The sequence below is a fragment of the Streptococcus mitis genome (assembly GCF_003942995.1).
GTDB classification, from domain to species: domain Bacteria; phylum Bacillota; class Bacilli; order Lactobacillales; family Streptococcaceae; genus Streptococcus; species Streptococcus mitis_CV.
Genome location: NZ_RJOH01000016.1, coordinates 1 through 23811 on the forward strand (window position 1 = coordinate 1; position 23811 = coordinate 23811).

At 43.4% G+C, this 23811-nt stretch carries 19 protein-coding genes; 6 read left to right on the forward strand and 13 right to left on the reverse strand.

Annotated features, from left to right (window positions below; genetic code table 11):
- The 4 genes from D8836_RS11440 to D8836_RS11445 form a co-directional block, all read right to left on the reverse strand.
- Positions 1-7479 (reverse strand): accessory Sec-dependent serine-rich glycoprotein adhesin (locus D8836_RS11440; protein WP_125393728.1); only part of this gene is annotated, 7479 nt, incomplete at its 3' end.
- A 481-nt stretch (positions 7480-7960) separates the two neighbouring features.
- The gene (locus tag D8836_RS08535; protein WP_001025437.1) at positions 7961-9505 is read right to left on the reverse strand and encodes a peptide chain release factor 3; all 1545 of its coding nucleotides are present in this window, start codon (positions 9503-9505) and stop codon (positions 7961-7963) included.
- 143 nt (positions 9506-9648) lie between these two features.
- A complete protein-coding gene (locus D8836_RS08540; protein ID WP_045612194.1) occupies positions 9649-10341 on the reverse strand; it encodes a YwaF family protein in 693 nt (230 codons plus the stop codon).
- 251 nt (positions 10342-10592) lie between these two features.
- Positions 10593-10667 (reverse strand): hypothetical protein, encoded by a 75-nt coding sequence (locus D8836_RS11445; protein WP_232610068.1) that lies wholly within the window; start codon positions 10665-10667, stop codon positions 10593-10595.
- A 397-nt stretch (positions 10668-11064) separates the two neighbouring features.
- On the opposite strand from D8836_RS11445, the gene gatC reads away from it, so the two are divergent.
- The 6 genes from gatC to nusB all read left to right on the forward strand — a co-directional run bounded on the left by gatC (position 11065) and on the right by nusB (position 15795).
- Positions 11065-11367: an Asp-tRNA(Asn)/Glu-tRNA(Gln) amidotransferase subunit GatC gene (gene gatC, locus D8836_RS08545; RefSeq protein WP_000705419.1), complete on the forward strand. Its 303-nt coding sequence runs from the start codon at positions 11065-11067 to the stop codon at positions 11365-11367.
- Positions 11367-12833, forward strand: coding sequence for an Asp-tRNA(Asn)/Glu-tRNA(Gln) amidotransferase subunit GatA (gene gatA / locus D8836_RS08550; protein ID WP_125393729.1), 1467 nt, complete (start codon positions 11367-11369; stop codon positions 12831-12833). The genes gatC and gatA overlap by 1 nt, the downstream gene beginning before the upstream one ends.
- Entirely contained in the window at positions 12833-14275 is a 1443-nt protein-coding gene (gatB, locus tag D8836_RS08555; protein WP_125393730.1) for an Asp-tRNA(Asn)/Glu-tRNA(Gln) amidotransferase subunit GatB, read from the forward strand. The genes gatA and gatB overlap by 1 nt, the downstream gene beginning before the upstream one ends.
- A 130-nt stretch (positions 14276-14405) precedes the next feature.
- Positions 14406-14966: an elongation factor P gene (gene efp / locus D8836_RS08560; protein WP_000568643.1), complete on the forward strand. Its 561-nt coding sequence runs from the start codon at positions 14406-14408 to the stop codon at positions 14964-14966.
- Between the two features lie 21 nt (positions 14967-14987).
- On the forward strand, positions 14988-15377 hold the full coding sequence (locus D8836_RS08565) for an Asp23/Gls24 family envelope stress response protein (RefSeq protein ID WP_000510577.1): 390 nt from the start codon (positions 14988-14990) through the stop codon (positions 15375-15377).
- Complete coding sequence (gene nusB / locus D8836_RS08570) at positions 15370-15795, forward strand: transcription antitermination factor NusB (protein ID WP_125393731.1); 426 nt, start codon at positions 15370-15372, stop codon at positions 15793-15795. Before D8836_RS08565 ends, nusB begins: the two co-directional genes overlap by 8 nt.
- Before the next feature lie 113 nt (positions 15796-15908).
- On the opposite strand, the gene D8836_RS08575 is transcribed toward nusB, so the two are convergent.
- From D8836_RS08575 to fabK, 9 genes are read right to left on the reverse strand one after another with little or no spacing between them, the layout of a single operon-like run.
- The gene (locus tag D8836_RS08575) at positions 15909-16676 is read right to left on the reverse strand and encodes an acetyl-CoA carboxylase carboxyl transferase subunit alpha (RefSeq protein WP_125393732.1); all 768 of its coding nucleotides are present in this window, start codon (positions 16674-16676) and stop codon (positions 15909-15911) included.
- A complete protein-coding gene (accD, locus tag D8836_RS08580; protein ID WP_125393733.1) occupies positions 16673-17539 on the reverse strand; it encodes an acetyl-CoA carboxylase, carboxyltransferase subunit beta in 867 nt (288 codons plus the stop codon). The genes D8836_RS08575 and accD overlap by 4 nt, the downstream gene beginning before the upstream one ends.
- 36 nt (positions 17540-17575) lie before the next feature.
- Positions 17576-18943, reverse strand: coding sequence for an acetyl-CoA carboxylase biotin carboxylase subunit (gene accC / locus D8836_RS08585; protein ID WP_084929921.1), 1368 nt, complete (start codon positions 18941-18943; stop codon positions 17576-17578).
- Between the two features lie 11 nt (positions 18944-18954).
- Positions 18955-19377, reverse strand: coding sequence for a 3-hydroxyacyl-ACP dehydratase FabZ (gene fabZ / locus D8836_RS08590; protein WP_000565515.1), 423 nt, complete (start codon positions 19375-19377; stop codon positions 18955-18957).
- Positions 19374-19859 carry an acetyl-CoA carboxylase biotin carboxyl carrier protein gene (gene accB / locus D8836_RS08595; protein ID WP_125393734.1) on the reverse strand — a complete coding sequence of 162 codons (486 nt, stop codon included), beginning with the start codon at positions 19857-19859 and terminating at the stop codon, positions 19374-19376. The genes fabZ and accB overlap by 4 nt, the downstream gene beginning before the upstream one ends.
- A 2-nt stretch (positions 19860-19861) precedes the next feature.
- Positions 19862-21097, reverse strand: coding sequence for a beta-ketoacyl-ACP synthase II (fabF, locus tag D8836_RS08600; RefSeq protein WP_125393735.1), 1236 nt, complete (start codon positions 21095-21097; stop codon positions 19862-19864).
- A gap of 21 nt (positions 21098-21118) precedes the next feature.
- Positions 21119-21850, reverse strand: coding sequence for a 3-oxoacyl-[acyl-carrier-protein] reductase (gene fabG / locus D8836_RS08605; protein WP_125393736.1), 732 nt, complete (start codon positions 21848-21850; stop codon positions 21119-21121).
- A 40-nt stretch (positions 21851-21890) separates the two neighbouring features.
- A complete protein-coding gene (gene fabD / locus D8836_RS08610; RefSeq protein WP_125393737.1) occupies positions 21891-22814 on the reverse strand; it encodes an ACP S-malonyltransferase in 924 nt (307 codons plus the stop codon).
- Complete coding sequence (gene fabK / locus D8836_RS08615) at positions 22807-23781, reverse strand: enoyl-[acyl-carrier-protein] reductase FabK (protein ID WP_045612217.1); 975 nt, start codon at positions 23779-23781, stop codon at positions 22807-22809. Before fabK ends, fabD begins: the two co-directional genes overlap by 8 nt.
- Positions 23782-23811 lie beyond the last annotated feature (30 nt).

A 23811-nucleotide genomic window follows, 5' to 3' on the forward strand; every position in this document is an offset into this window, starting at 1 on the left:
AGCTGAAGCTACTGCACTTGTTGACGCTGAAGCTGAAGCTACTGCACTAGTAGATGCTGAAGCTGAAGCCACTGCACTAGTCGATGCTGAAGCTGAAGCCACNGCACTTGTTGACGCTGAAGCTGAAGCCACTGCACTAGTNGATGCTGAAGCTGAAGCCACTGCACTAGTNGATGCTGAAGCTGAAGCCACCGCACTTGTTGACGCTGAAGCTGAAGCCACTGCACTAGTNGATGCTGAAGCTGAAGCCACCGCACTTGTTGACGCTGAAGCTGAAGCCACTGCGCTAGTCGATGCTGAAGCACTTGCTACCGCACTTGTTGACGCTGAAGCTGAAGCCACTGCGCTAGTCGATGCTGAAGCTGAAGCTACTGCACTTGTTGACGCTGAAGCACTTGCTACCGCACTTGTTGATGCTGAAGCTGAAGCCACCGCACTTGTTGACGCTGAAGCTGAAGCCACTGCACTAGTAGATGCTGAAGCTGAAGCCACCGCACTTGTTGACGCTGAAGCTGAAGCCACTGCACTNGTTGACGCTGAAGCTGAAGCNACTGCACTAGTAGATGCTGAAGCTGAAGCCACCGCACTTGTTGACGCTGAAGCTGAAGCTACTGCACTTGTTGACGCTGAAGCTGAAGCTACTGCACTTGTTGACGCTGAAGCTGAAGCTACTGCACTTGTTGACGCTGAAGCTGAAGCCACTGCGCTAGTCGATGCTGAAGCACTTGCTACCGCACTTGTTGACGCTGAAGCTGAAGCCACTGCACTAGTCGATGCTGAAGCTGAAGCTACTGCACTTGTTGACGCTGAAGCACTTGCTACCGCACTTGTTGACGCTGAAGCTGAAGCCACTGCACTAGTCGATGCTGAAGCTGAAGCCACCGCACTTGTTGACGCTGAAGCTGAAGCCACTGCACTAGTCGATGCTGAAGCTGAAGCCACCGCACTTGTTGACGCTGAAGCTGAAGCTACTGCACTTGTTGATGCTGAGGCTGAGGCTACTGCGCTTGTTGACGCTGAGGCTGAAGCTACCGCACTAGTTGACGCTGAAGCTGAAGCTACTGCGCTTGTTGATGCTGAGGCTGAAGCCACCGCGCTTGTTGAAGCTGAGGCTGAAGCTACTGCGCTTGTTGACGCTGAAGCTGAGGCTACTGCACTTGTTGATGCTGAGGCTGAAGCTACCGCACTAGTTGACGCTGAAGCTGAAGCTACTGCGCTAGTCGAAGCTGAGGCTGAAGCCACCGCGCTTGTTGAAGCTGAGGCTGAAGCTACTGCGCTTGTTGACGCTGAAGCTGAGGCTACTGCACTTGTCGACGCTGAGGCACTTGCTACCGCACTCGTTGACGCTGAGGCACTTGCTACCGCACTTGTCGATGCTGAGGCTGAGGCTACTGCGCTAGTTGATGCTGAGGCACTTGCTACTGCACTTGTTGATGCTGAAGCTGAGGCTACTGCGCTTGTTGATGCTGAGGCACTTGCTACCGCACTTGTCGATGCTGAAGCTGAAGCTACCGCACTCGTTGACGCTGAGGCACTTGCTACTGCACTTGTTGACGCTGAGGCTGAAGCCACCGCGCTTGTTGACGCTGAGGCTGAAGCTACTGCGCTTGTTGACGCTGAAGCTGAAGCCACCGCGCTTGTTGACGCTGAAGCTGAAGCTACTGCGCTTGTTGACGCTGAAGCTGAGGCTACTGCACTTGTTGACGCTGAAGCTGAAGCTACTGCGCTAGTAGAAGCTGAGGCTGAAGCTACTGCACTCGTTGATGCTGAGGCTGAAGCTACTGCGCTTGTTGACGCTGATGCTGAAGCCACCGCGCTTGTTGAGGCTGAAGCTGAGGCTACCGCACTCGTTGACGCTGAAGCTGAGGCTACCGCACTCGTTGACGCTGAAGCTGAGGCTACTGCACTTGTTGAGGCTGAAGCTGAGGCTACCGCACTCGTTGACGCTGAGGCTGAGGCCACCGCACTTGTCGATGCTGAAGCTGAAGCTACCGCGCTTGTAGACGCTGAAGCTGAGGCTACTGCACTTGTTGACGCTGAGGCTGAAGCTACCGCGCTTGTTGACGCTGAAGCTGAAGCTACTGCGCTAGTCGAAGCTGAAGCACTTGCTACTGCACTCGTTGATGCTGAAGCTGAAGCTACTGCACTTGTTGACGCTGAGGCTGAAGCTACCGCACTCGTTGACGCTGATGCACTTGCTACCGCGCTTGTTGAAGCTGAAGCTGAGGCTACTGCACTTGTTGAGGCTGAGGCTGAAGCTACTGCGCTTGTTGAAGCTGAGGCTGAAGCTACTGCACTTGTTGACGCTGAGACTGAGGCTACTGCACTTGTTGACGCTGAAGCTGACGCGCTTGTACTTGCTGATTTCGATCTATAGTCCGAGTCAGATAAGTCTGGTTTTACTGTATTCGTTGTACCATCCTTATAAGTAATGGTCACAGTACCATCATTTGATATTTCATAGTCTTGTATACGGTTTGCATCTTGTGGATTTGATGCTTTTACCGCTGCAAGAATCTTTTGTTTATCATCTTCTGATGGAGTTGTCGTATTACTTACTTGAACTGTCGCTGGCACTTTACCTGGGAATTTTTCACTTAATTTCCCTTGTACAATTTTAAATGTAGTGTCTCTATTTTCATTTTCAGAAAGGTCTTTTGTACGAATCTCACGTGACCAAATATTTCCTGGTTCATATCTTTGATTTGCGTTGTATGTACCTTCAATTGTCAACGTAGCTGGCTTCGTAGAAGTAGCCTCTCTCGAATCTCCAGTGATATTGGTAATCTTTCCATTAGAATTATGATTAGTATCTGTCATGTTAGTTGTGACAGTCCTACCATCCCATACTTCTAGATTACGAATCTTACCACTGTTATCCGTAGTTTTCACAACAAATCGATATTCATCCCCAGCGTAAAGTTCATATCCACTAGCAGTACGTCCGTTTTCGTCATTAGCATCATTACGAACAGCTTTCTTAGGTTGATCAACCCATTTGTCCCCATTTTTGACTTGAAGAACAACTTCTACATTTGGTTTTTCAGTTTCCTTAGTAATTGTCTTAGAAGTTGTGGCAGAAGTTAGAGTCTCAGTTCCTCCAGCAGGATTACTTACAACCTTCTCTTGTTTAACCGTTACATCGCCTGTAGGCAACAAGCCATTATTGGCATCAGTAACCCGTTTCAAATCAGTTGAATCAAAGGTTACACTTGTACCAGTGGCCTGTTTAGGAATTGTCTGACCGGCGATAGTTAAAGTTACGGTAGCTCCCGGTGTTACATTCGTTACCACAATCGAACGGTTTGGCAAACCACCTTTTTCATTGACAGAATCATCTGCTATTTCAGGTGCTTGTGGATTTACCCTCACAGTAACAGGGACATTTTGTTTAACTCTGACACCTGTTGAGTCTAGAGGTAACTCTACCTCCACTTGTTTGGTAAAGGTTCCAACTGTCGTAAGTGACGGCGCACCACCAACCCACTTGTAATTAGTGTTTGTTGCGTTAAAGTCTGGAGTTCCTTCTAATCTCGTAACCGCTTCTTTAGGATTTGCTACAGCTTGTTTATAAGCTGGTTCATTGGTTTTATTCTGCGTAAAAGTATAAGAACGATTTGTTCCAAATTTATAAACATCATGAACAACATCAACGGTCTTACTTAGTTTAGTAGTATCGCCAGCACCTGTACGACCAACAGGATAAGTAAAGGTGACTTGGTAATTGTGTCGACCTGTTTCCGCTGTACTAATCGGTGAATTTGCTACAGGCTGCCCATTTTTTCTCCAAGTTTGACTAGCTCCACTTGGGTAATCACCGTCTCCTTGCTTGTTGACATAATCATGCCATAAGTTACCATTATGAGGAGCTGTACCTTGAATATCATTCACAGGTCCTTTAGGGGCAATCGTAGCCAAGACCTTATAGTTGACCGTCACATCATCGGTTGAACCATCCGAATAAGTAACACGCGCAACAGCACTCTTTGTCCCAGTAGTCGAATTGTCAATCGTATTTGTCCATTTAACCGTCGCTCCTGCAGGCAGAGATTTACCACCTTCAAGTTGAACAAAGTTAGCTGCATTTCCCAAGTCTTCTGCTGTTTCACCCGCATAGGTATAAATAGTGTCTACTTTAGAAACCGCATTATACTTATCCGTTTGATCCTTGACAACAAACTTGATGTAACCTTCGTTATTATCAGTACTATTTGATGTATTCTGGTTATCCGTAGTTACGAGCTTACGTTCTGTAAATGCCCCTTTTTGTAGACTTTTATTTAGGGTACCTGTCAAGGTAATCGTAGCATTATCTTGGTTTGTCGTAGAAGTGATGGTATTAGAACGTGTTACCCCAGTGAAACCACCGTAATCATTAGCAGTTCCACTACCAGTTCCATCACTGGTCCCATCAGGTCTAGTAAACTTCAATGAATTGAGTTTTCCAGAGTCATCCGTCGCTTTTAAGGTAATATTAACCGGTTCGTTTCGATATAGATAGATTTCTTTCGTTGCCGGATTGTCATAAGGAATAACTAACTTAGGACGTTCGTTGACTGTTACTGACTGTGGAATGTCATCACTCTTCGTTCCGTCCTTGTAGACTATTTTTGCTGTACCATTGGCCTGAACTTCAATATCCTTAATACGATATGTCTGCTGATTATTTTTAGCATAGATAGCAGCCTTTACAGCATTCTTTTCAGTCTCCGTCAGGCTATTCTTGTTTACAACAGGCGTGAACTCAGGATTTTTTACAGTAAATTCCGGTTCATACTTGTAACGCTCATTCAAAGGACGTTGCTTGATAAAGAAGTTTCCTGTACTGTTATCCCCCGGAATCGTAACGTTCCCTGCTTTATCTGTTGCTACTGCATTACGGCGCCATTCATTTTTAGGAGCATAAGTCAAATCATCTTTCATATGCCCAGTTGCAGTTATGACTGCCGGATTAGACTCAGTCGCAACGAGATTCCCATTTGGATCTGATAGAGAAGTAGCTGTCCCAGTCCCATAATTGGTATCTCCAAAGATGTTTTGAGCCATTTCTGACGCTGGTCTATTACCATCAGCCTGTGCTACAAGTTTAAACTCACTCAGTTTTCCCTTATTATCTACGGCTTTCATTTCAAAACCGATATCATCACCTGCATAGTAATAGTAATATTTATCTCCTGCTATAGCTCCTGTTTCTGCAGCTAGAGGTTTACCATTACGGGTCGCAGTAACGGTTATTACTGGAGGTATTTTTTCCTTCTCTAAAGAAGCATTGATTGTGCTTGATGTACCATCACGATAAGTAACTGTAATGGTGCCATCAGTATCAACTTCAATTTTCGACTTAGTTCCAGGATATGATAAAGTCAACTTCCCATTTTCAGCATAAGATAAATTTGATTGTGTACCAGCTTTTACTACATCTTGATTAGACAATAAATCATTTTTATTGGCCTCATTGTGGATAAAGTTATTATATACTTCCTTCACTTCATCTGGTGTCAAATGGTCCAAATCAGAAACCTGAACAGTATCTCCACTTTGAACATTATGACGCTCATTGAAACCTTTGATGGTGTAGGTAAGAGTAGTCTCAGATGATCTACCAACCCAATCTGATGCACCAATACGATAGCTATAGGTTTTTCCTACTACAGCGGATGCCTCACCGTTACCTACAGTACCTGATATACCTGTTGCAATATTTTCAAATTCTTTGGGCTGATTTATAAATGGAGTTTGACCTCTAGGATTGTATGGATTATAGTTTGGGTTTGGTCTATTAAGAATTTCACCCATCCTTTCCCCACCAAAAGTAACTCCAGGAATCGCCTCTCCACCAAGAATTCCATATGAATAAATTCTAGATCCATTTTTTAAGATAGACATTTCATGGACGAAATAATCATCATTATAGACGTCAAAATGAGTTCCATTATTATTCTTGATAATTGGACCTGATTTACTCACAGAAGGTGGTGGTGTCGGTTTTGTTTCATTATAGCCCGTTGGAACACTTGCCGATTGAACTGCCGAACCATTCCCTGGAGTATTTTCATAAATAGGAGCAGAACTTACTTGAACCTGCATATTGGCAGTCGCAGTCGGAACATTATTATCGTATTTAACTCTTACTACAACTTGTCCCTCTAAATTCCGGTTTTGGCCATGACGATAACTATAACCTGCCTCTAAACCATGTGCATATGTTTTTTCCATTGAACTACCGTTAAAGGTCGCACTTTGGACATGTCCACCTTTACCGACTTCGATTTTTACACCGACATGACTCAAAGCACTATCAGCATGGACATTCATAGTGTAAGTAGCGATACCAGTAGCCTTATCAAAAGTAGCAGTTGGACTACTTACATTCATACGGCCATCGCCCTGCTGAGGAGCCCAACTTGCTCGAAGAGAAGCATCGCGCAACATCGGTTTCCCATTTCGTGCATCACGCGCACCTGAATGGGCTCTCAAAACAGCATTGGCAATGGAATTACGAGCTACGGTTGCTTTTTGCACCACTGCTGTCAAATCACTAGTTGGATCAGCCAAGGCCTTTTCAATTTCAGTTACCGCAGCGTTGACCTTAGTGATAGCTGAGTCAGTATTTGGTAAACCAACAGCTTTAGCTAGGTACTCACCCATCTCAGCTGAAAGTTTTGTCAACTTCTTACGATTGTCATCTTGTTGCTTATCTGAAACTTCCGCTGTTGCGATAGCACCAGCAGTAACTCCTACGATACTAGTCGTGGTAGAAGTTGATTGAGCAGCGCTCGCACTAACCTTCCCATCAATTTCAGTTGCCTTCAGTAGAGCAGAATCAATTTTAAGGCCAGTTGATTCTTTTGATACAGAAGCATCTCGGTCAGTTGCTGGCGCAGAAGTGCTCTGTTCACCCGATAAACTAGCCACCAACGAGAAACTACCCGGCTCACTTGTTGTTTGACTAATACTAGTAGAGCTGCTGACAGATGCACTATTCGAAGTACTTGCTGAGGCACTGGCAGAAGTACTCGTCGAAGCACTGGCTGACGAACTCTTAGATACAGATTCTGACATCGAAGTGCTTTCGCTCAAAGAAGTAGACAAGCTAGCAGAATTCTCTGAATTACTTACAGATGTCGTACCCAAAACTACTGTATCATTTGTAACCAAAAGATCTGGATTTTCCAGTGTTTTTTCCACGGCTACTGTTTCATTTGCAAACACTTTTGTTTGAGTAGCAACAGTACCACCTAAAACAGCCCCTGTGGCAGCAATCCCCTTGATAATATCCAGACCTGTAATAGAAGGATTCACTTTATCCTCTACTACTTCTGTCATGACTTGAGTCGTGTCTACACCACCGCGCAAGACCTTGAACAAACCAAAAAGAGAGGTTGAAGCTCGCAACCAATGTTTCCCTGATTTGATCAACTTATACCGCGTCACTCGGTCGGTTTCTCTATACTCACCTTTCTGACGTCTAAAAAACATGTTTCACTCCTTCGTTCTTACTTAAAAGCGGACAATCCACCCAATTCTAATCATACTTTAACAGTATACTCTAAGCGCAAACGATAGTCAAGATATTATATTGTTTTTTTCAAAAAAAATACGAGGTTCCAAATCTATTTATATATGAAAAAGTCATTTCTATAATAGGAACCCCTCCAAAAAGAATCAAACCTATTTTAACATTCCCTTCTTTTAAATTCATACTATAAAAATAAAACTATAACAGAGACCATGACATCAACAAACTTACCTCCCTGAGCGTTCTTATATTTCATATTTTAAAAACAAAAAAGCTGTGAATCATGACATCCACAGCAGTTACCGATTTTTACACCACGACACGGAGTTTGACAAATCGATTCCATTTACAAAACGAAGTTAGTGAGGCAGTTAACTAGTTCGCCAAATAGCGACTAGCGTCCAACAATTAGGAACTTTAGTTCCAATTGTTGGTACTGAGTTACATCTTTTCCTCCAACTCTACGTCTGGATACTTATCTGCAAACCAGCGGAGGGCAAAGTCATTTTCAAAGAGGAAGACTGGTTGGTCAAAACGGTCTTTGGCCAAGATATTTCGGCTTGATGACATGCGTTCATCTAGGTCCTCAGGCTTAATCCAACGAACGGTCTTTTTACCCATTGGGCTCATGACTACTTCCGCATTGTACTCGCCTTCCATACGGTGCTTAAAGACTTCAAACTGGAGTTGACCTACCGCTCCCAGCATGTACTCACCTGTTTGGTAATTCTTATAAAGCTGAATAGCACCTTCTTGCACCAATTGCTCAATCCCCTTGTGGAAGGATTTTTGCTTCATGACATTCTTAGCAGAAACTTTCATGAAAATTTCAGGTGTAAAGGTTGGGAGTGGTTCAAACTCAAACTTGTTTTTTCCAACTGTTAAAGTGTCCCCAACCTGATAAGTACCTGTATCGTAAACCCCGATAATATCACCTGCCACGGCATTGGTCACATTCTCACGACTTTCCGCCATAAACTGAGTAACATTAGATAGTTTGGCACCCTTACCAGTACGAGGCAGATTGACACTCATCCCGCGCTCAAACTCACCCGAAACGATACGGACAAAGGCAATACGGTCACGGTGACGAGGGTCCATGTTGGCTTGGATTTTAAAGACAAATCCTGAGAAATCCTTGTCGTAAGGATCCACAATTTCACCGTCTGTTTTCTTGTGACCATGTGGTTCTGGAGCAAACTTAAGGAAGGTTTCAAGGAAGGTTTGCACGCCAAAGTTAGTAAGAGCTGAACCGAAGAAGACTGGCGTCAATTCTCCAGCTAGAATAGCTTCCTCTGAAAACTCATTTCCAGCTTCATTTAAAAGCTCAATATCATCCTTGACTTGCTCGTAGAAAGGATTACTACCAAAAAGCTTGTCCCCATCTTCTAGACTAGCGAAACGCTCATCCCCCTTGTAGAGCTCCAAGCGTTGGTTATAGAGATCATACAAGCCCTCAAAGGCTTTCCCCATCCCGATTGGCCAGTTCATTGGGTAACTAGCAATGCCCAAGACTTCTTCCAATTCTTGCAAGAGATCCAGCGGCTCACGACCGTCACGGTCCAGCTTGTTCATAAAGGTGAAGACTGGAATGCCACGGTGTTTCACAACCTCAAATAATTTCTTGGTTTGGGCCTCGATACCCTTGGCAGAGTCCACAACCATAACTGCAGCATCCACCGCCATCAAGGTACGATAGGTATCTTCTGAGAAGTCCTCGTGCCCTGGCGTGTCGAGGATATTCACGCGCTTGCCATCGTAGTCAAATTGCATAACAGATGAAGTAACGGAAATCCCACGTTGCTTCTCGATATCCATCCAGTCAGACTTGGCAAAAGTCCCTGTTTTCTTTCCTTTTACGGTACCAGCCTCACGAATCTCACCCCCAAAGTAGAGCAACTGCTCAGTAATGGTTGTTTTCCCCGCGTCAGGGTGGGAGATGATAGCAAAGGTACGACGTTTCTTAATTTCTTCTTGAATATTCATAAGTTCTCTTTCTTTGATTCTCTATTTTTCTTGTTTCAATAGCTAAGAATGATTTTTACATTGGATTTTACCATTCCTTTCAACACTCCATTATATCGGATTTTGAGTAGTTTTTCAATTGCTCATCCGATGAAAAAAGTTAGCTAGAGCACCGATTTCACCTGGTTTCTCTTTTTCCACCGTTTTTTGAATAAGATATCAAAAAGAACCAGAGCCAGTGAAAGAATAACGGACACAAGTAGGTACTTTAGCCACAAAGGAGCATCAGGAATAAAAGGTGTCTTATTTAACAGGCCATAATTCCCACCAGTCACCTGATTAACCCCAACTAGAAAGAGATTGAGGATAAAGGTATAGGCTACAATCATATATTTCTTGAGTAGGCTCTTGTCATAGTGATTCATCAAGTAGACCAAGGAGTTCACCAAAAGAGCATAGTGCCCAATTAAGAATGAAAAGCTAGTAATATGCGGAAAATCATAGGGATCAAAAACGGGGTAAACCAGTGCAAAGACCGCTCCACTTGCTCCTAAAAGAGCAAAATACTGCTTGCTTCGCCATTTATCTGGCAAGAAAACCACCGCAAACATAGCTAAACGGCAATGATAAAAAGGGAGACTATTAGAAAAGGGAATACCAAAACCAACATACCAGCTATAAAGAGCTAGCAACTGGAGGACCTGAACCCCCTTAAACAAGAGGACAAATTTGGGATTTTTGTGATAAGCAAGTGCCCCATAAATACAAAGCACTAAGACAAGCATCATAACCCCATACCAAAAAAGCGAAATAGGAGGAGGGACCGTCTGAGATCTGGTGATAAATTGATGGAACATGTTCCTATCCTAACTCTTATTTTTTCTTTTTTCTAGTTTAACCATTATAGCGAATTAAAAACGATTTTTCAATTTCTATTTTATATCAGACGCTGCTAAAGTATAACAATTCCACTTGCAATTTTTAAAATAAATGTTACAATGAATATAGAAAAAGGTGTTGCGTCAACAACACCCCACAAAGCCATTTAAGACGGTGGCTGTAATTACATAACTAAAAATAGCTCGTTAACTCGCCAAAGTTAGGACGGCTATTTTTTTGTCTCTTTTACCAATTCAAGGATGAACTTTAGGAGCGTGATAACAAAGTTACCAGCTACAAACATGAGTATCAAAGCCTCAAAGGGAGGCAAATCTGGTTACTACTTTCTACTAAATACTCTTCGAAAATCAAATTCAAACTGCGTCAGCTTCTCCTTGCCGTACTCAAGTACAGTCTGCGGCTAGCTTCCTAGTTTGCTCTTTGATTTTCATTGAGTATAAGATTTTACAGGTTCTGCACATAAGCATCACCATCCTTTCGATTTCGTAACCACCGTCTTCACTTCTCTGTTAAACTATTGTACCATATATTTTCCCCTTTGAAATCCGCTTTTCAAATAAATCATCAAAACCCGTTCTCCATCCTATACCTGTCTTTTTTCATCTTTCCTTCCCTTATTTATAGGAAAATATGGTAAAATAGAACAGACTAAAAATCATCATTTCACGAAAGGATGCAAGATGAAAATTACGCAAGAAGAGGTAACACACGTTGCCAATCTTTCAAAATTAAGATTCTCTGAAGAAGAAACTGCTGCCTTTGCGACAACCTTGTCTAAAATTGTTGACATGGTTGAATTGCTGGGCGAAGTTGACACAACTGGTGTCGCACCTACTACGACTATGGCTGACCGTAAGACCGTACTCCGCCCTGATGTGGCTGAAGAAGGAACCGACCGCGATCGCTTGTTTAAAAACGTACCTGAAAAAGACAACTACTATATCAAGGTACCAGCTATCCTAGACGATGGAGGAGATGCCTAATGACTTTTAATAACAAAACTATTGAAGACTTGCACAACCTCCTTGTCTCTAAGGAAATTTCAGCAACTGAATTGACCCAAGCAACGCTTGAAGATATCCAATCTCGCGAGACAGCTATCAACGCTTTTGTTACCATCGCTGAGGAGCAAGCCCTTGCGCAAGCTAAAGCTATTGATGAAGCAGGAATCGATGCTGATAATGCCCTCTCAGGAATTCCACTTGCAGTTAAGGATAACATCTCTACTGATGGTATTCTCACAACTGCTGCTTCAAAAATGCTCTACAACTATGAGCCTATTTTTGATGCGACAGCCGTTTCCAATGCAAAAGCGAAAGGCATGATTGTCGTCGGAAAGACCAACATGGACGAATTTGCCATGGGTGGTTCAGGTGAAACTTCTCACTACGGAGCAACTAAAAACGCTTGGGACCACAGCAAGGTTCCTGGTGGTTCATCAAGTGGTTCGGCCGCAGCTGTAGCGTCAGGGCAAGTCCGCTTATCACTTGGTTCTGATACTGGTGGTTCTATCCGCCAACCTGCTGCCTTTAACGGGATTGTTGGTCTCAAACCAACCTACGGAACAGTTTCACGTTTCGGTCTCATTGCCTTTGGTAGCTCATTAGACCAGATTGGACCTTTTGCTCCTACTGTTAGGGAAAATGCCCTCTTGCTCAATGCGATTGCCAGCGAAGATGCCAAAGACTCTACTTCTGCCCCTGTCCGCATTGCCGACTTTACTTCAAAAATCGGTCAAGACATCAAGGGTATGAAAATTGCTTTACCTAAGGAATACCTAGGCGAAGGGATTGACCCAGAGGTTAAGGAAACCATTCTGAATGCTGCTAAGCACTTTGAAAAACTTGGTGCTATCGTTGAAGAAGTCAGCCTTCCTCACTCTAAATACGGTGTGGCAGTTTACTACATCATCGCTTCATCAGAAGCTTCCTCAAACTTGCAACGCTTTGACGGTATCCGTTACGGCTATCGTGCAGAGGATGCAACCAATCTTGATGAAATCTATGTAAACAGCCGTAGCCAAGGTTTCGGTGAAGAAGTGAAACGACGTATCATGCTAGGTACTTTCAGCCTTTCATCAGGTTACTACGATGCTTACTACAAGAAGGCTGGTCAAGTCCGTACCCTCATCATTCAAGATTTCGAAAACGTCTTTGCGGATTATGACCTGATTTTGGGTCCAACCGCTCCAAGTGTTGCCTACGATTTGGACTCACTCAACCACGACCCAGTTGCCATGTACTTGGCTGACCTTTTGACCATCCCAGTCAATTTGGCAGGTCTCCCAGGAATTTCGATTCCAGCTGGATTCGCTCAAGGTCTGCCTGTTGGTCTACAATTAATTGGTCCTAAGTATTCTGAGGAAACCATTTACCAAGTTGCTACTGCTTTTGAAGCAACAACAGACTACCACAAACAACAACCCGTGATTTTTGGAGGTGATAACTAATGAACTTTGAAACAGTCATTGGACTTGAAGTCCACGTAGAGCTCAACACCAATTCAAAAATCTTCTCACCTACTTCTGCCCACTTCGGAAATGACCAAAATGCCAACACTAACGTGATTGACTGGTCTTTCCCAGGAGTACTTCCGGTTCTCAACAAAGGTGTTGTTGATGCAGGTATCAAGGCAGCTCTTGCCCTCAACATGGACATCCACAAAAAGATGCACTTTGACCGCAAGAACTACTTCTACCCTGATAATCCCAAAGCCTACCAAATTTCTCAGTTTGATGAGCCAATCGGCTATAATGGCTGGATTGAAGTGGAACTAGAAGACGGTACAACTAAGAAAATCGGTATCGAACGTGCCCACCTAGAGGAAGACGCTGGTAAAAACACCCATGGTACAGATGGCTACTCTTATGTTGACCTCAACCGCCAAGGGGTGCCATTGATTGAGATTGTATCTGAAGCTGACATGCGTTCTCCTGAAGAAGCCTACGCTTATCTAACAGCCCTCAAGGAAGTTATCCAGTACGCTGGTATTTCTGACGTTAAGATGGAAGAAGGTTCTATGCGTGTGGATGCCAATATCTCTCTTCGCCCTTATGGTCAAGAGAAATTCGGTACCAAGACAGAGTTGAAAAACCTCAACTCCTTCTCAAACGTTCGTAAAGGTCTTGAATACGAAGTCCAACGTCAAGCTGAAATCCTTCGCTCAGGGGGTCAAATCCGCCAAGAAACACGCCGTTACGATGAAGCTAACAAAGCAACTATCCTCATGCGTGTCAAGGAAGGCGCTGCTGACTACCGCTACTTCCCAGAACCAGACCTACCCCTCTTTGAAATTTCAGATGAGTGGATTGAGGAAATGCGAACTGAATTACCAGAGTTTCCAAAAGAACGCCGTGCTCGCTACGTCTCTGACCTCGGCTTGTCAGACTACGATGCTAGCCAGTTGACTGCAAATAAAGTCACTTCTGACTTCTTTGAAAAAGCTGTTGCTCTTGGTGGTGATGCCAAACAAGTCTCTAACTGGCTCCAAGGGGAAGTCGCTCAGTTCTTGAACGCTGAAGGCAAGACACTAGAACAAATCGAATTGACACCAGAAAACTTGGTTGAAATGATTGCCATCATCGAAGACGGTACTATCTCTTCTAAGATTGCTAAGAAAGTCTTTGTTCACCTTGCTAAAAATGGCGGTGGCGCGCGTGACTACGTTGAAAAAGCTGGTATGGTCCAAATCTCAGATCCAGCTATCTTGATTCCGATCATCCACCAAGTCTTTGCGGATAACGAAGCCGCAGTTGCCGACTTCAAGTCAGGCAAACGCAACGCAGACAAAGCCTTCACAGGCTTCCTTATGAAAGCAACCAAAGGACAAGCCAACCCACAAGTCGCCCTTAAACTCCTTGCCCAGGAATTAGCAAAGTTGAAAGAAGATTAATATGTAAAAGAAACCAGCCCTGAGGTTGGTTTTTTCTCCCCTACCATCTCCCAATAACTATTTTGGCTTTATTTCCAGAAGATTTTATGGTAAAATGAAGAGTAATAATATTTATTAAAGAGGTAAAAACATGATTGAAGCAAGCAAATTGAAAGCTGGTATGACATTTGAAACTGCAGACGGAAAATTGATCCGCGTTTTGGAAGCTAGCCACCACAAACCAGGTAAAGGAAACACGATCATGCGTATGAAATTGCGTGATGTCCGTACTGGTTCTACTTTTGACACAAGCTACCGTCCAGAAGAAAAATTCGAACAAGCTATTATCGAAACTGTTCCAGCTCAATACTTGTACAAAATGGATGAAACTGCCTACTTCATGAACACTGAAACTTACGACCAATATGAAATTCCAGTCGTAAACGTTGAAAATGAATTGCTTTACATACTTGAAAACTCTGATGTGAAAATCCAATTCTACGGAACTGAAGTAATCGGTGTAACTGTACCAACTACTGTTGAATTGACAGTTGCTGAAACACAACCATCTATCAAAGGTGCTACTGTTACAGGTTCTGGTAAACCAGCAACTATGGAAACTGGACTTGTTGTCAACGTTCCAGACTTCATCGAAGCTGGACAAAAATTGATCATCAACACTGCAGAAGGAACTTACGTTTCTCGTGCCTAATCTCTAGAAAGAGGTCATTCTATGGGAATTGAAGAACAATTTGGCGAAATCGTTATCGCTCCACGTGTACTTGAAAAAATCATTGCCATTGCAACTGCTAAAGTTGAAGGTGTCCACTCATTTTCAAATAAATCCGTATCTGATACCCTATCAAAACTCTCTCTTGGTCGTGGTGTCTACTTAAAAGAAAGCAACGAAGAGCTAACTGCTGACATTTATCTCTATCTTGAGTACGGTGTGAAAGTACCAAAAGTTGCTCTCGCTATTCAAAAAGCAGTTAAAGATGCTGTCCGAGATATGGCTGATGTTGAACTTGCTGCTGTCAACATCCATGTTGCAGGAATCGTTCCAGATAAAACACCAAAACCTGAGTTGAAAGATCTATTTAACGAGGACTTCCTCAATGACTAGTCCATTATTAGAATCTAGACGTGAACTGCGTAAATGCGCTTTTCAAGCTCTCATGAGCCTTGAATTTGACGCAGATATGGAAACAGCTTGTCGCTTTGCCTACACACATGACCGTGAAGATGAAGATGTGCAAATTCCTGCCTTTCTTCTGAACTTGGTTTCTGGCGTTCAAGCTCAAAAAGACGAGTTGGATAAACAAATCAACCAGCACCTCAGGTCAGGCTGGACAGTTGAACGCTTGACCTTGGTCGAAAAAAACTTACTACGCTTAGGAATCTTTGAAATCACATCATTTGATACACCTCAGCTGGTAGCAGTCAATGAAGCCATTGAGCTTGCTAAGAATTTTTCAGATCAAAAATCAGCCCGTTTTATCAATGGACTGCTTAGTCAATTTGTAACTGAAGAAAATGAATAATCGAAAAGGTGTTTGGTTTTCCAAGCACCTTTTACTTCGTCCTTGATACAGAGTAAGAACCACATAAAAACTAGAACTGACTGCCAGTTCTAGTTTTTATGTATTCTGAGGTATTAGTATTTTCTAAATCGTTGGTAACGCTCTTCCAACAACGCTTCTAACGGTTTTTGCGAAAGTCTAGCTAGCTCAGCTTGAAGTTCTTTTTTAACATTCTTAATCAGTTCTTTACTAGAAAGCCCTGCTTCAGAAATCACCTTATCTACCACGTCCATTTCTAGCAGTTCATGTGATGTGATTTTCATCAACTCTGCTGCTTCCATGGCACGAGTTCCGTCCTTCCATAGAATGGAAGCAAAGCCTTCTGGGCTGAGAATGGCATAGATAGAATTTTCCAGCATCCAAACACAGTCTGCGACTGCTAGAGCCAGAGCCCCACCAGAACCCCCTTCACCTATAATGATGGCGATAATCGGAACTTTCAGGTCACTCATTTCCATGAGATTGCGAGCGATAGCTTCCCCTTGACCACGTTCTTCCGCTCCCACACCAGGATAGGCACCTGCAGTATTGATAAATGTCACAACTGGACGACCAAACTTTTCAGCCTGTTTCATCAAACGAAGGGCCTTGCGGTAGCCTTCTGGATGCGGTTGGCCAAAATTCCGTTTGAGGTTGTCTTGCAAACTCTTGCCTTTTTGGATACCAACCACTGTTACAGCTTGGTCTCCAAGCCAGCCGATACCACCAACAACCGCACCATCATCACGAAAAGAACGGTCACCGTGTAATTGGATAAAGTCATCAAAAATGCCTGTTGCAAAGTCCAAGGTTGTCAAGCGACTCTGCTCACGCGCTTCTCTGACTATTTTTGCAATATTCATCTAGGACCCCCTCCATGCAATCTGACTAGGCTAGCAATCGTATCTGGCAAGTCTCTTCTTTTGACAATAGCATCCACAAAGCCATGTTCCAATAGGAATTCTGCCTTTTGGAAATCCTCAGGCAAGCTTTCACGAACCGTATTTTCAATGACACGACGCCCAGCAAAACCGACCAAGCTCTGTGGTTCAGCTAGAATAATATCGCCTTCCATAGCGAAAGAAGCTGTCACACCACCTGTCGTTGGATCTGTTAAAATGGTCAGGTAAAAGAGACCAGCATTTGAATGGCGTTTAACCGCTGCAGAAATCTTGGCCATCTGCATGAGACTCATGATTCCTTCCTGCATACGGGCGCCACCAGAGGCTGTGAAGAGGACAACTGGCAATTGTTCGACAGTCGCATACTCAAACAATCGAGTGATTTTTTCACCTACAACCGTACCCATAGAAGCCATGATAAAGTTGGAATCCATAATCCCAAGAGCCACAGTCTGACCTTTAATAAGAGCTGTTCCTGTCACAACGGCTTCATCCAGACCTGTTTTTTCACGCATAGCTTCTAGTTTCTTTTGATAACCAGGGAAATGCAAGGGATCCTTGCTTTCAATCCCTGTAAACAATTCCTTGAAGGTTCCCATATCAATCGTCAAAGCCAAGCGTTCTTGGGCAGAAATACGAAAGGTGTAGCTACAATGTGGACAGATACGCTCACTTCCCAGATCCTTCTGATAAATGGTATGCTTACAACCCGGACACTGGGAGAATAATTCATCTGGAACCTCTGGCTTGGCTTGAGGTTTTTCCCTAACCGAACGATTGGGATTGATTCGAATATACTTATCTTTTTTACTAAATAGAGCCATTGATTCCCCTTTTCGGTTTAAACTCTTGAAGTCATTTTATTCTTTTTCTTGATATTTAGGTAAGAAGGTTTCCATCAAGAAGGAAGTATCGTAATCTCCAGCAATGACATTGCGATCTGAAATGAGGTCAAGCTGGAAATCTGCATTGGTCTGCACTCCTTCAATCTCTAGTTCATAGAGGGCACGTTGCATTTTCATCAAGGCATCAAAACGATTTTCTCCATGAACGATGATTTTAGCAATCATACTATCATAATAGGGTGGTATGGTATAGCCTGGATAAACTGCTGAATCCACGCGCAAGCCAACTCCACCACTTGGTAGATAGAGATTAGTAATCTTACCTGGACTTGGAGCAAAGTTGAAGGCTGGATTTTCTGCATTGATCCGACACTCGATGGCATGACCGCGTAGGACAATATCTTCTTGCTTAACAGACAGAGGCTGACCTGCCGCAATGCGAATCTGTTCCTTAACGATATCCACACCTGAAACAAATTCTGTTACCGGATGCTCTACCTGAACACGTGTATTCATTTCCATGAAATAGAAGTTTCCACTGGCTTCATCAAGAAGAAACTCAATGGTCCCTGCATTCTCATAACCAACAGACTCTGCAGCTCGAACAGCAGCAGAACCAATTTCATTGCGTAGCGTTTTGCCAATTGCAATCGAAGGACTTTCTTCTAAAACCTTTTGGTTATTCCGTTGAAGAGAACAATCCCGTTCCCCCAAGTGAATCACATGTCCGTGTTCATCTCCTAGGATTTGAACCTCGATGTGACGAGCTGGATAGATAACCCGTTCAATGTACATGGCACCATTGCCATAATTGGCCTTGGCTTCACTAGATGCTGTTTCAAAGGCTGAAACAAGATCTTCTGGTTTTTCAACCTTACGAATCCCTTTACCACCTCCACCTGCTGAAGCCTTGAGCATAACAGGATAGCCAATTTTTTCAGCAACAATCAAAGCTTCTTCAGAGTTATGCACTTCTCCATCCGAACCTGGAATGACAGGCACGCCTGCTTTGATCATCTGAGCACGCGCATTGATTTTATCCCCCATCATATCCATGACATGACCAGATGGACCGATAAACTTGATACCAACTTCTTCACACATGGTTGCAAATTTGGAATTTTCACTGAGAAATCCAAAACCAGGGTGAATGGCTTCTGCCTCAGTCAAGACTGCAGCTGATAGAACAGCATTGATATTAAGATAAGACTCTGTAGCCTTACCAGGACCGATACAAACCGCCTCATCTGCCAAAAGCGTATGAAGGGCTTCCTTATCGGCAGTTGAATAGACCGCTACCGTCGCAATCCCCAATTCACGTGCCGCACGGATAATGCGAACCGCAATTTCACCACGATTGGCAATTAAAATTTTTCGAAACATGGAGAACCTCCTTAGTTCCCTATTGCAAAGGTAAGAGTACCACTGGCCGCAAGCTTGCCATCCACTTCAGCCTTTGCTTCAACTACAGCAATCGTGCCACGACGTTTGACAAAAGTCGCTGTCATAACCAATTGGTCGCCTGGTACAACTTGCTTCTTGAACTTAACCTTGTCCATACCAGCGTAAAAGACTAGTTTACCTTTATTTTCAGGTTTTGATAACTCCAAGACACCAGCTGTTTGCGCCAAGGCTTCCATGATTAGAACACCTGGCATAACTGGATATTGAGGGAAATGACCGTTAAAGAAGGGTTCGTTGATGGTCACATTTTTGATGGCAACAATGGTATCCTCACTCACTTCCAAGACACGGTCCACTAGGAGCATAGGATAACGGTGGGGAAGGGCTTCTTTGATTCCTTGAATATCGATCATTTGATACGTACCAATCCTTTACCAAACTCAACCATTTCTTCATTAGAAACGAGAATTTCCGTTACCACACCATCCTTAGGTGCTGGAATTTCATTCATGACTTTCATAGCTTCGATGATCACCAATGTTTGACCTTTTTTGACACTATCACCAACTGTGACGAAGGCAGGTTTATCAGGACCAGCAGCCAAGTAAGCCACCCCAACAAGCGGGCTCTCTACAACATCTCCCTCAGCAACCACACTTGCTTCAGCTGAAGCAGGAACTTCTTCCACTACAGTTTCTGCTGGAGCAGATGAAGGAGCTACTGGACTTGGTGTTGCTAGAACGGGCGCTGGAGCGACTTGAGATGCAACTTGAGATACAAGTCTAGCTTCATTCTTGCTAAACTCCAACTCATCCGTCCCATTCTTATAAGAAAATTCTCTTAAACTTGATTGGTCAAATTGGGCCATCAAGTCTTTAATATCGTTTAAATTCATACTTACTTATTCTCCCAACGTTTGAAAGCAAGAACTGCATTGTGGCCACCAAAACCAAAAGTATTTGAAATAGCGTATGGAATTTCTTGCTCCAAGCCTTGTCCATAAACGACATTGGCTTCGATATAATCTGATACTTCACTTGTCCCAGCTGTCATTGGTACAAAGTTATGACGCATAGCCTCGATTGTTACGATAGCTTCTACTGCACCTGCAGCTCCCAGCAAATGTCCTGTGAAAGACTTAGTTGATGATACAGGTACTTCCTTACCAAGAACAGCCACGATCGCACCACTTTCTCCTTTTTCATTAGCAGGAGTTGACGTTCCGTGAGCATTGACATAGGCTACTTGCTCTGGAGAAATGTCAGCTTCTTCCAAGGCTAGTTTAATGGCCTTGATTGCTCCCTGACCTTCTGGATGAGGAGAAGTCATATGGTAGGCATCACAGGTATTTCCGTAACCAACCACTTCAGCAAGGATAGTAGCCCCACGTTTTTCAGCGTGTTCAAGGCTTTCAAGAACCAACATCCCAGAACCTTCTCCCATAACAAAACCGTTACGGTCCTTATCAAATGGAATGGAAGCACGAGTTGGGTCCTCTGTAGTTGAGAGAGCAGTTAGGGCTTGGAAACCAGCAATAGCAAAAGGTGTGATAGAGGCTTCTGAACCACCTACCAACATAACGTCTTGGAAACCAAATTTAATTGAGCGGAAGGCATCCCCAATCGCGTCATTTGATGAAGCGCAGGCAGTATTGATAGATTTACAAACACCGTTTGCTCCAAAACGCATAGCAACATTTCCTGAAGCCATATTTGGCAAGGCTTTTGGAAGGGTCAATGGTTTCACACGTTTTGGTCCTTTGTCATGGAGGCGAAGCACTTGATCTTCAATTTCTTTGATTCCACCAATACCAGAGGCCACGATTACACCAAAACGATCTTTATCAAGAGCCTCTACATCAAGACCTGCATGATTGACAGCTTCTTGAGCCGCATACAAGGCATATAAAGAATAGTTATCAAAACGATTGGTATCTTTCTTAACAAAGTATTTATCAAAAGGAAAATCTTGGATTTCTGCTGCATTATGCACATCAAAGTCACTATGATCAAATTTTGTAATTGGACCAATTCCGATTTTTCCAGTTGTCAAACTATTCCAAAATTCTTCTGGTGTATTTCCGATTGGAGATGTTACTCCATAACCTGTTACTACTACGCGATTTAGTTTCATCTTTTTCACCTCTAGCTTCTGCTACATACTTAAGCCACCATCAATGGCAACTACTTGACCAGTTAGATAATCTTGGCCTGCTAAAAATACTGTCAAATCTGCAACCTGCTCTGCTTGCCCAAATTCTTTCATAGGAATTTGTGCCAGCATAGCATCTTTTACCTTATCCGATAGAACTGCTGTCATATCGGACTCAATCATTCCAGGTGCAATAGCATTAACCCTGATATTGCGATTGGCCACTTCACGCGCCACAGATTTGGTAAAACCAATCAAACCAGCCTTAGAAGCTGCATAGTTAGCTTGACCGATATTTCCCATCAAACCAACAACACTAGACATATTAATGATAGCACCTTCTCTGGCTTTCATCATCGGTTTTAAGACTGATTGTGTCATGTTAAAGGCACCAGTCAAGTTAACCTTGAGCACTTTTTCAAAATCCGCTTCTGTCATCTTGAGCATAAGGGTATCTTGGGTAATACCTGCATTGTTGACCAAAACATCTACTGAACCCAGCTCTGCAATAGCTTGATCAACCATACGCTTAGCGTCTGCAAAATCTGACACGTCTCCTGATATAGGAACCACCTTGACACCATAGTTTGAAAACTCGGCTAGCAAGTCCTCTGAGATTGTCCCACGACTGTTTAAAACAATATTGGCTCCTGCCTGAGCAAACTTGTGGGCAATGGCAAGACCAATTCCACGACTCGAACCTGTAATAAAGATATTTTTATTTTTTAGTTGCATTCTTTTCTCCTGTTTTCTCTTGTATTTATGGGAGAAGGGATTACTTGTTTTCTAGCAAAGTTTCCAAACTAGCCTGATCTTCAACATTGGCTAGTTTAGCTGTCTTATCAATTTTTTTGACAAAGCCTGACAAGACTTTCCCCGGTCCAATCTCGATAAAGTTAGTTACGCCTGCTTCTTGCATAACTGCAATACTTTCATAGAAACGAACTGGCTCTTTGACCTGACGCGTCAAGAGTTGAGCAATGTCTTCTTTTTGCATAACTGCAGCTTCTGTATTGCCAACTAGAGGACAAGTAAAATCTGAAAAACTTACCTGAGCTAGAGTTTCAGCTAGTTTCTGGCTAGCAGGCTCAAGGAGAGCGGTATGAAAAGGTCCTGAAACCTTAAGAGGAATCAAGCGTTTAGCTCCTGCTTCCCGCAAGAGTTCTACAGCTCGATCAACTGCAGCCACTTCTCCTCCAATCACAATTTGTGCAGGTGTATTATAGTTGGCTGGAGTAACCACTCCAAGTTCAGAAGCTTTTTGACAGACTTCTTCAATGATCTCTACTGGCGTATTGAGAACTGCTACCATCTTGCCAGAGCCAGTAGGAGCCGCTTCTTCCATATAGGCGCCACGCTTAGCAACCAAGGCTACCGCATCTTCAAAATCCAAGGCACCGCTGGCCACTAAGGCAGAGTATTCTCCAAGAGACAAACCAGCAACCATATCAGGTTGATAGCCCTTTTCTTGCAATAAACGATAGATAGCAACTGAAGTTGCTAAAATAGCTGGTTGCGTATAGCGGGTCTGATTGAGTTTTTCTTCTTCTGTATCAATAAGATAACGCAAATCATAACCGAGTACCTGACTCGCTTGATCAATCGTTTCTTTGACAATCGGATACTGATTATAGAGTTCCCGTCCCATACCTAGATACTGGGCACCTTGACCAGCAAATAAAAAGGCTGTTTTAGTCATTTCTTACAACTCCTGCCCAACGAGAGGCTTCTTCTTGAATTTTCTTAGCTGCTCCGTAATACAAATCTTTTAGGATTTCTTCAACGGTTTCTTCTTTGGAAACAAGGCCTGCAATTTGACCTGCCATAACAGATCCACCATCCACATCTCCGTGAACAACCGCTTTGGCTAGAGCACCTGCTCCCATTTGTTCAAAAATTTCCAAATCTGGATTTTCTTGTTTAAAAGCATCTTTTTCAGCTTGTTCAAAATCACGAGTCAACTGATTTTTAATCGCACGAACAGCATGTCCAAAGTGTTGAGCTGAAATCGTAGTATCAATATCTCTAGCTTTTAAAATTTTCGCCTTATAATTTGGATGGGCATTAGACTCTTTTGCAACGACAAAACGAGTTCCAACCTGAACAGCCTCTGCACCTAGCATAAAGCCAGCTGCAACACCTTCACCATCCGCAATCCCTCCTGCAGCAATAACTGGAATAGATACAGCAGCAGCAACCTGGCGAACCAAGGTCATGGTTGTTAATTTACCGATATGCCCCCCGGCCTCCATTCCTTCTGCAATAACAGCATCCGCACCGATTTTTTCCATGCGTTTAGCTAGGGCAACACTTGGTACAACAGGAATAACCGTAATACCAGCTTCATGGAAACGTTCCATGTATTTGCTTGGATTTCCTGCGCCTGTTGTAACTACCTTAACCCCTTCCTCGATAACGAGATCTACAATATCTTCCACGAAGGGAGACAAGAGCATGATGTTGACACCAAAGGGTTTATCAGTCAATGATTTGATTTTATCAATATTTGCCTTGACAACTTCTTTAGGGGCATTCCCCCCACCGATAATCCCTAGTCCTCCAGCCTTGGAAACAGCTCCTGCCAAATCACCATCAGCAACCCAGGCCATTCCTCCTTGGAAAATAGGATAATCAATGTTCAATAATTCTGTAATACGTGTTTTCATAGTGCCTCCATCGTTTCTTGCTTACGTAAT

Coding starts and splice junctions, on each gene's coding strand:
- D8836_RS08535 (WP_001025437.1), bottom strand. CDS start 9,505: ATGAATATTCAAGAAGAAATTAAGAAACGTCGTACCTTTGCTATCATC.
- D8836_RS08540 (WP_045612194.1), bottom strand. CDS start 10,341: ATGTTCCATCAATTTATCACCAGATCTCAGACGGTCCCTCCTCCTATT.
- gatC (WP_000705419.1), top strand. CDS start 11,065: ATGAAAATTACGCAAGAAGAGGTAACACACGTTGCCAATCTTTCAAAA.
- gatA (WP_125393729.1), top strand. CDS start 11,367: ATGACTTTTAATAACAAAACTATTGAAGACTTGCACAACCTCCTTGTC.
- gatB (WP_125393730.1), top strand. CDS start 12,833: ATGAACTTTGAAACAGTCATTGGACTTGAAGTCCACGTAGAGCTCAAC.
- efp (WP_000568643.1), top strand. CDS start 14,406: ATGATTGAAGCAAGCAAATTGAAAGCTGGTATGACATTTGAAACTGCA.
- D8836_RS08565 (WP_000510577.1), top strand. CDS start 14,988: ATGGGAATTGAAGAACAATTTGGCGAAATCGTTATCGCTCCACGTGTA.
- nusB (WP_125393731.1), top strand. CDS start 15,370: ATGACTAGTCCATTATTAGAATCTAGACGTGAACTGCGTAAATGCGCT.
- D8836_RS08575 (WP_125393732.1), bottom strand. CDS start 16,676: ATGAATATTGCAAAAATAGTCAGAGAAGCGCGTGAGCAGAGTCGCTTG.
- accD (WP_125393733.1), bottom strand. CDS start 17,539: ATGGCTCTATTTAGTAAAAAAGATAAGTATATTCGAATCAATCCCAAT.
- accC (WP_084929921.1), bottom strand. CDS start 18,943: ATGTTTCGAAAAATTTTAATTGCCAATCGTGGTGAAATTGCGGTTCGC.
- fabZ (WP_000565515.1), bottom strand. CDS start 19,377: ATGATCGATATTCAAGGAATCAAAGAAGCCCTTCCCCACCGTTATCCT.
- accB (WP_125393734.1), bottom strand. CDS start 19,859: ATGAATTTAAACGATATTAAAGACTTGATGGCCCAATTTGACCAATCA.
- fabF (WP_125393735.1), bottom strand. CDS start 21,097: ATGAAACTAAATCGCGTAGTAGTAACAGGTTATGGAGTAACATCTCCA.
- fabG (WP_125393736.1), bottom strand. CDS start 21,850: ATGCAACTAAAAAATAAAAATATCTTTATTACAGGTTCGAGTCGTGGA.
- fabD (WP_125393737.1), bottom strand. CDS start 22,814: ATGACTAAAACAGCCTTTTTATTTGCTGGTCAAGGTGCCCAGTATCTA.
- fabK (WP_045612217.1), bottom strand. CDS start 23,781: ATGAAAACACGTATTACAGAATTATTGAACATTGATTATCCTATTTTC.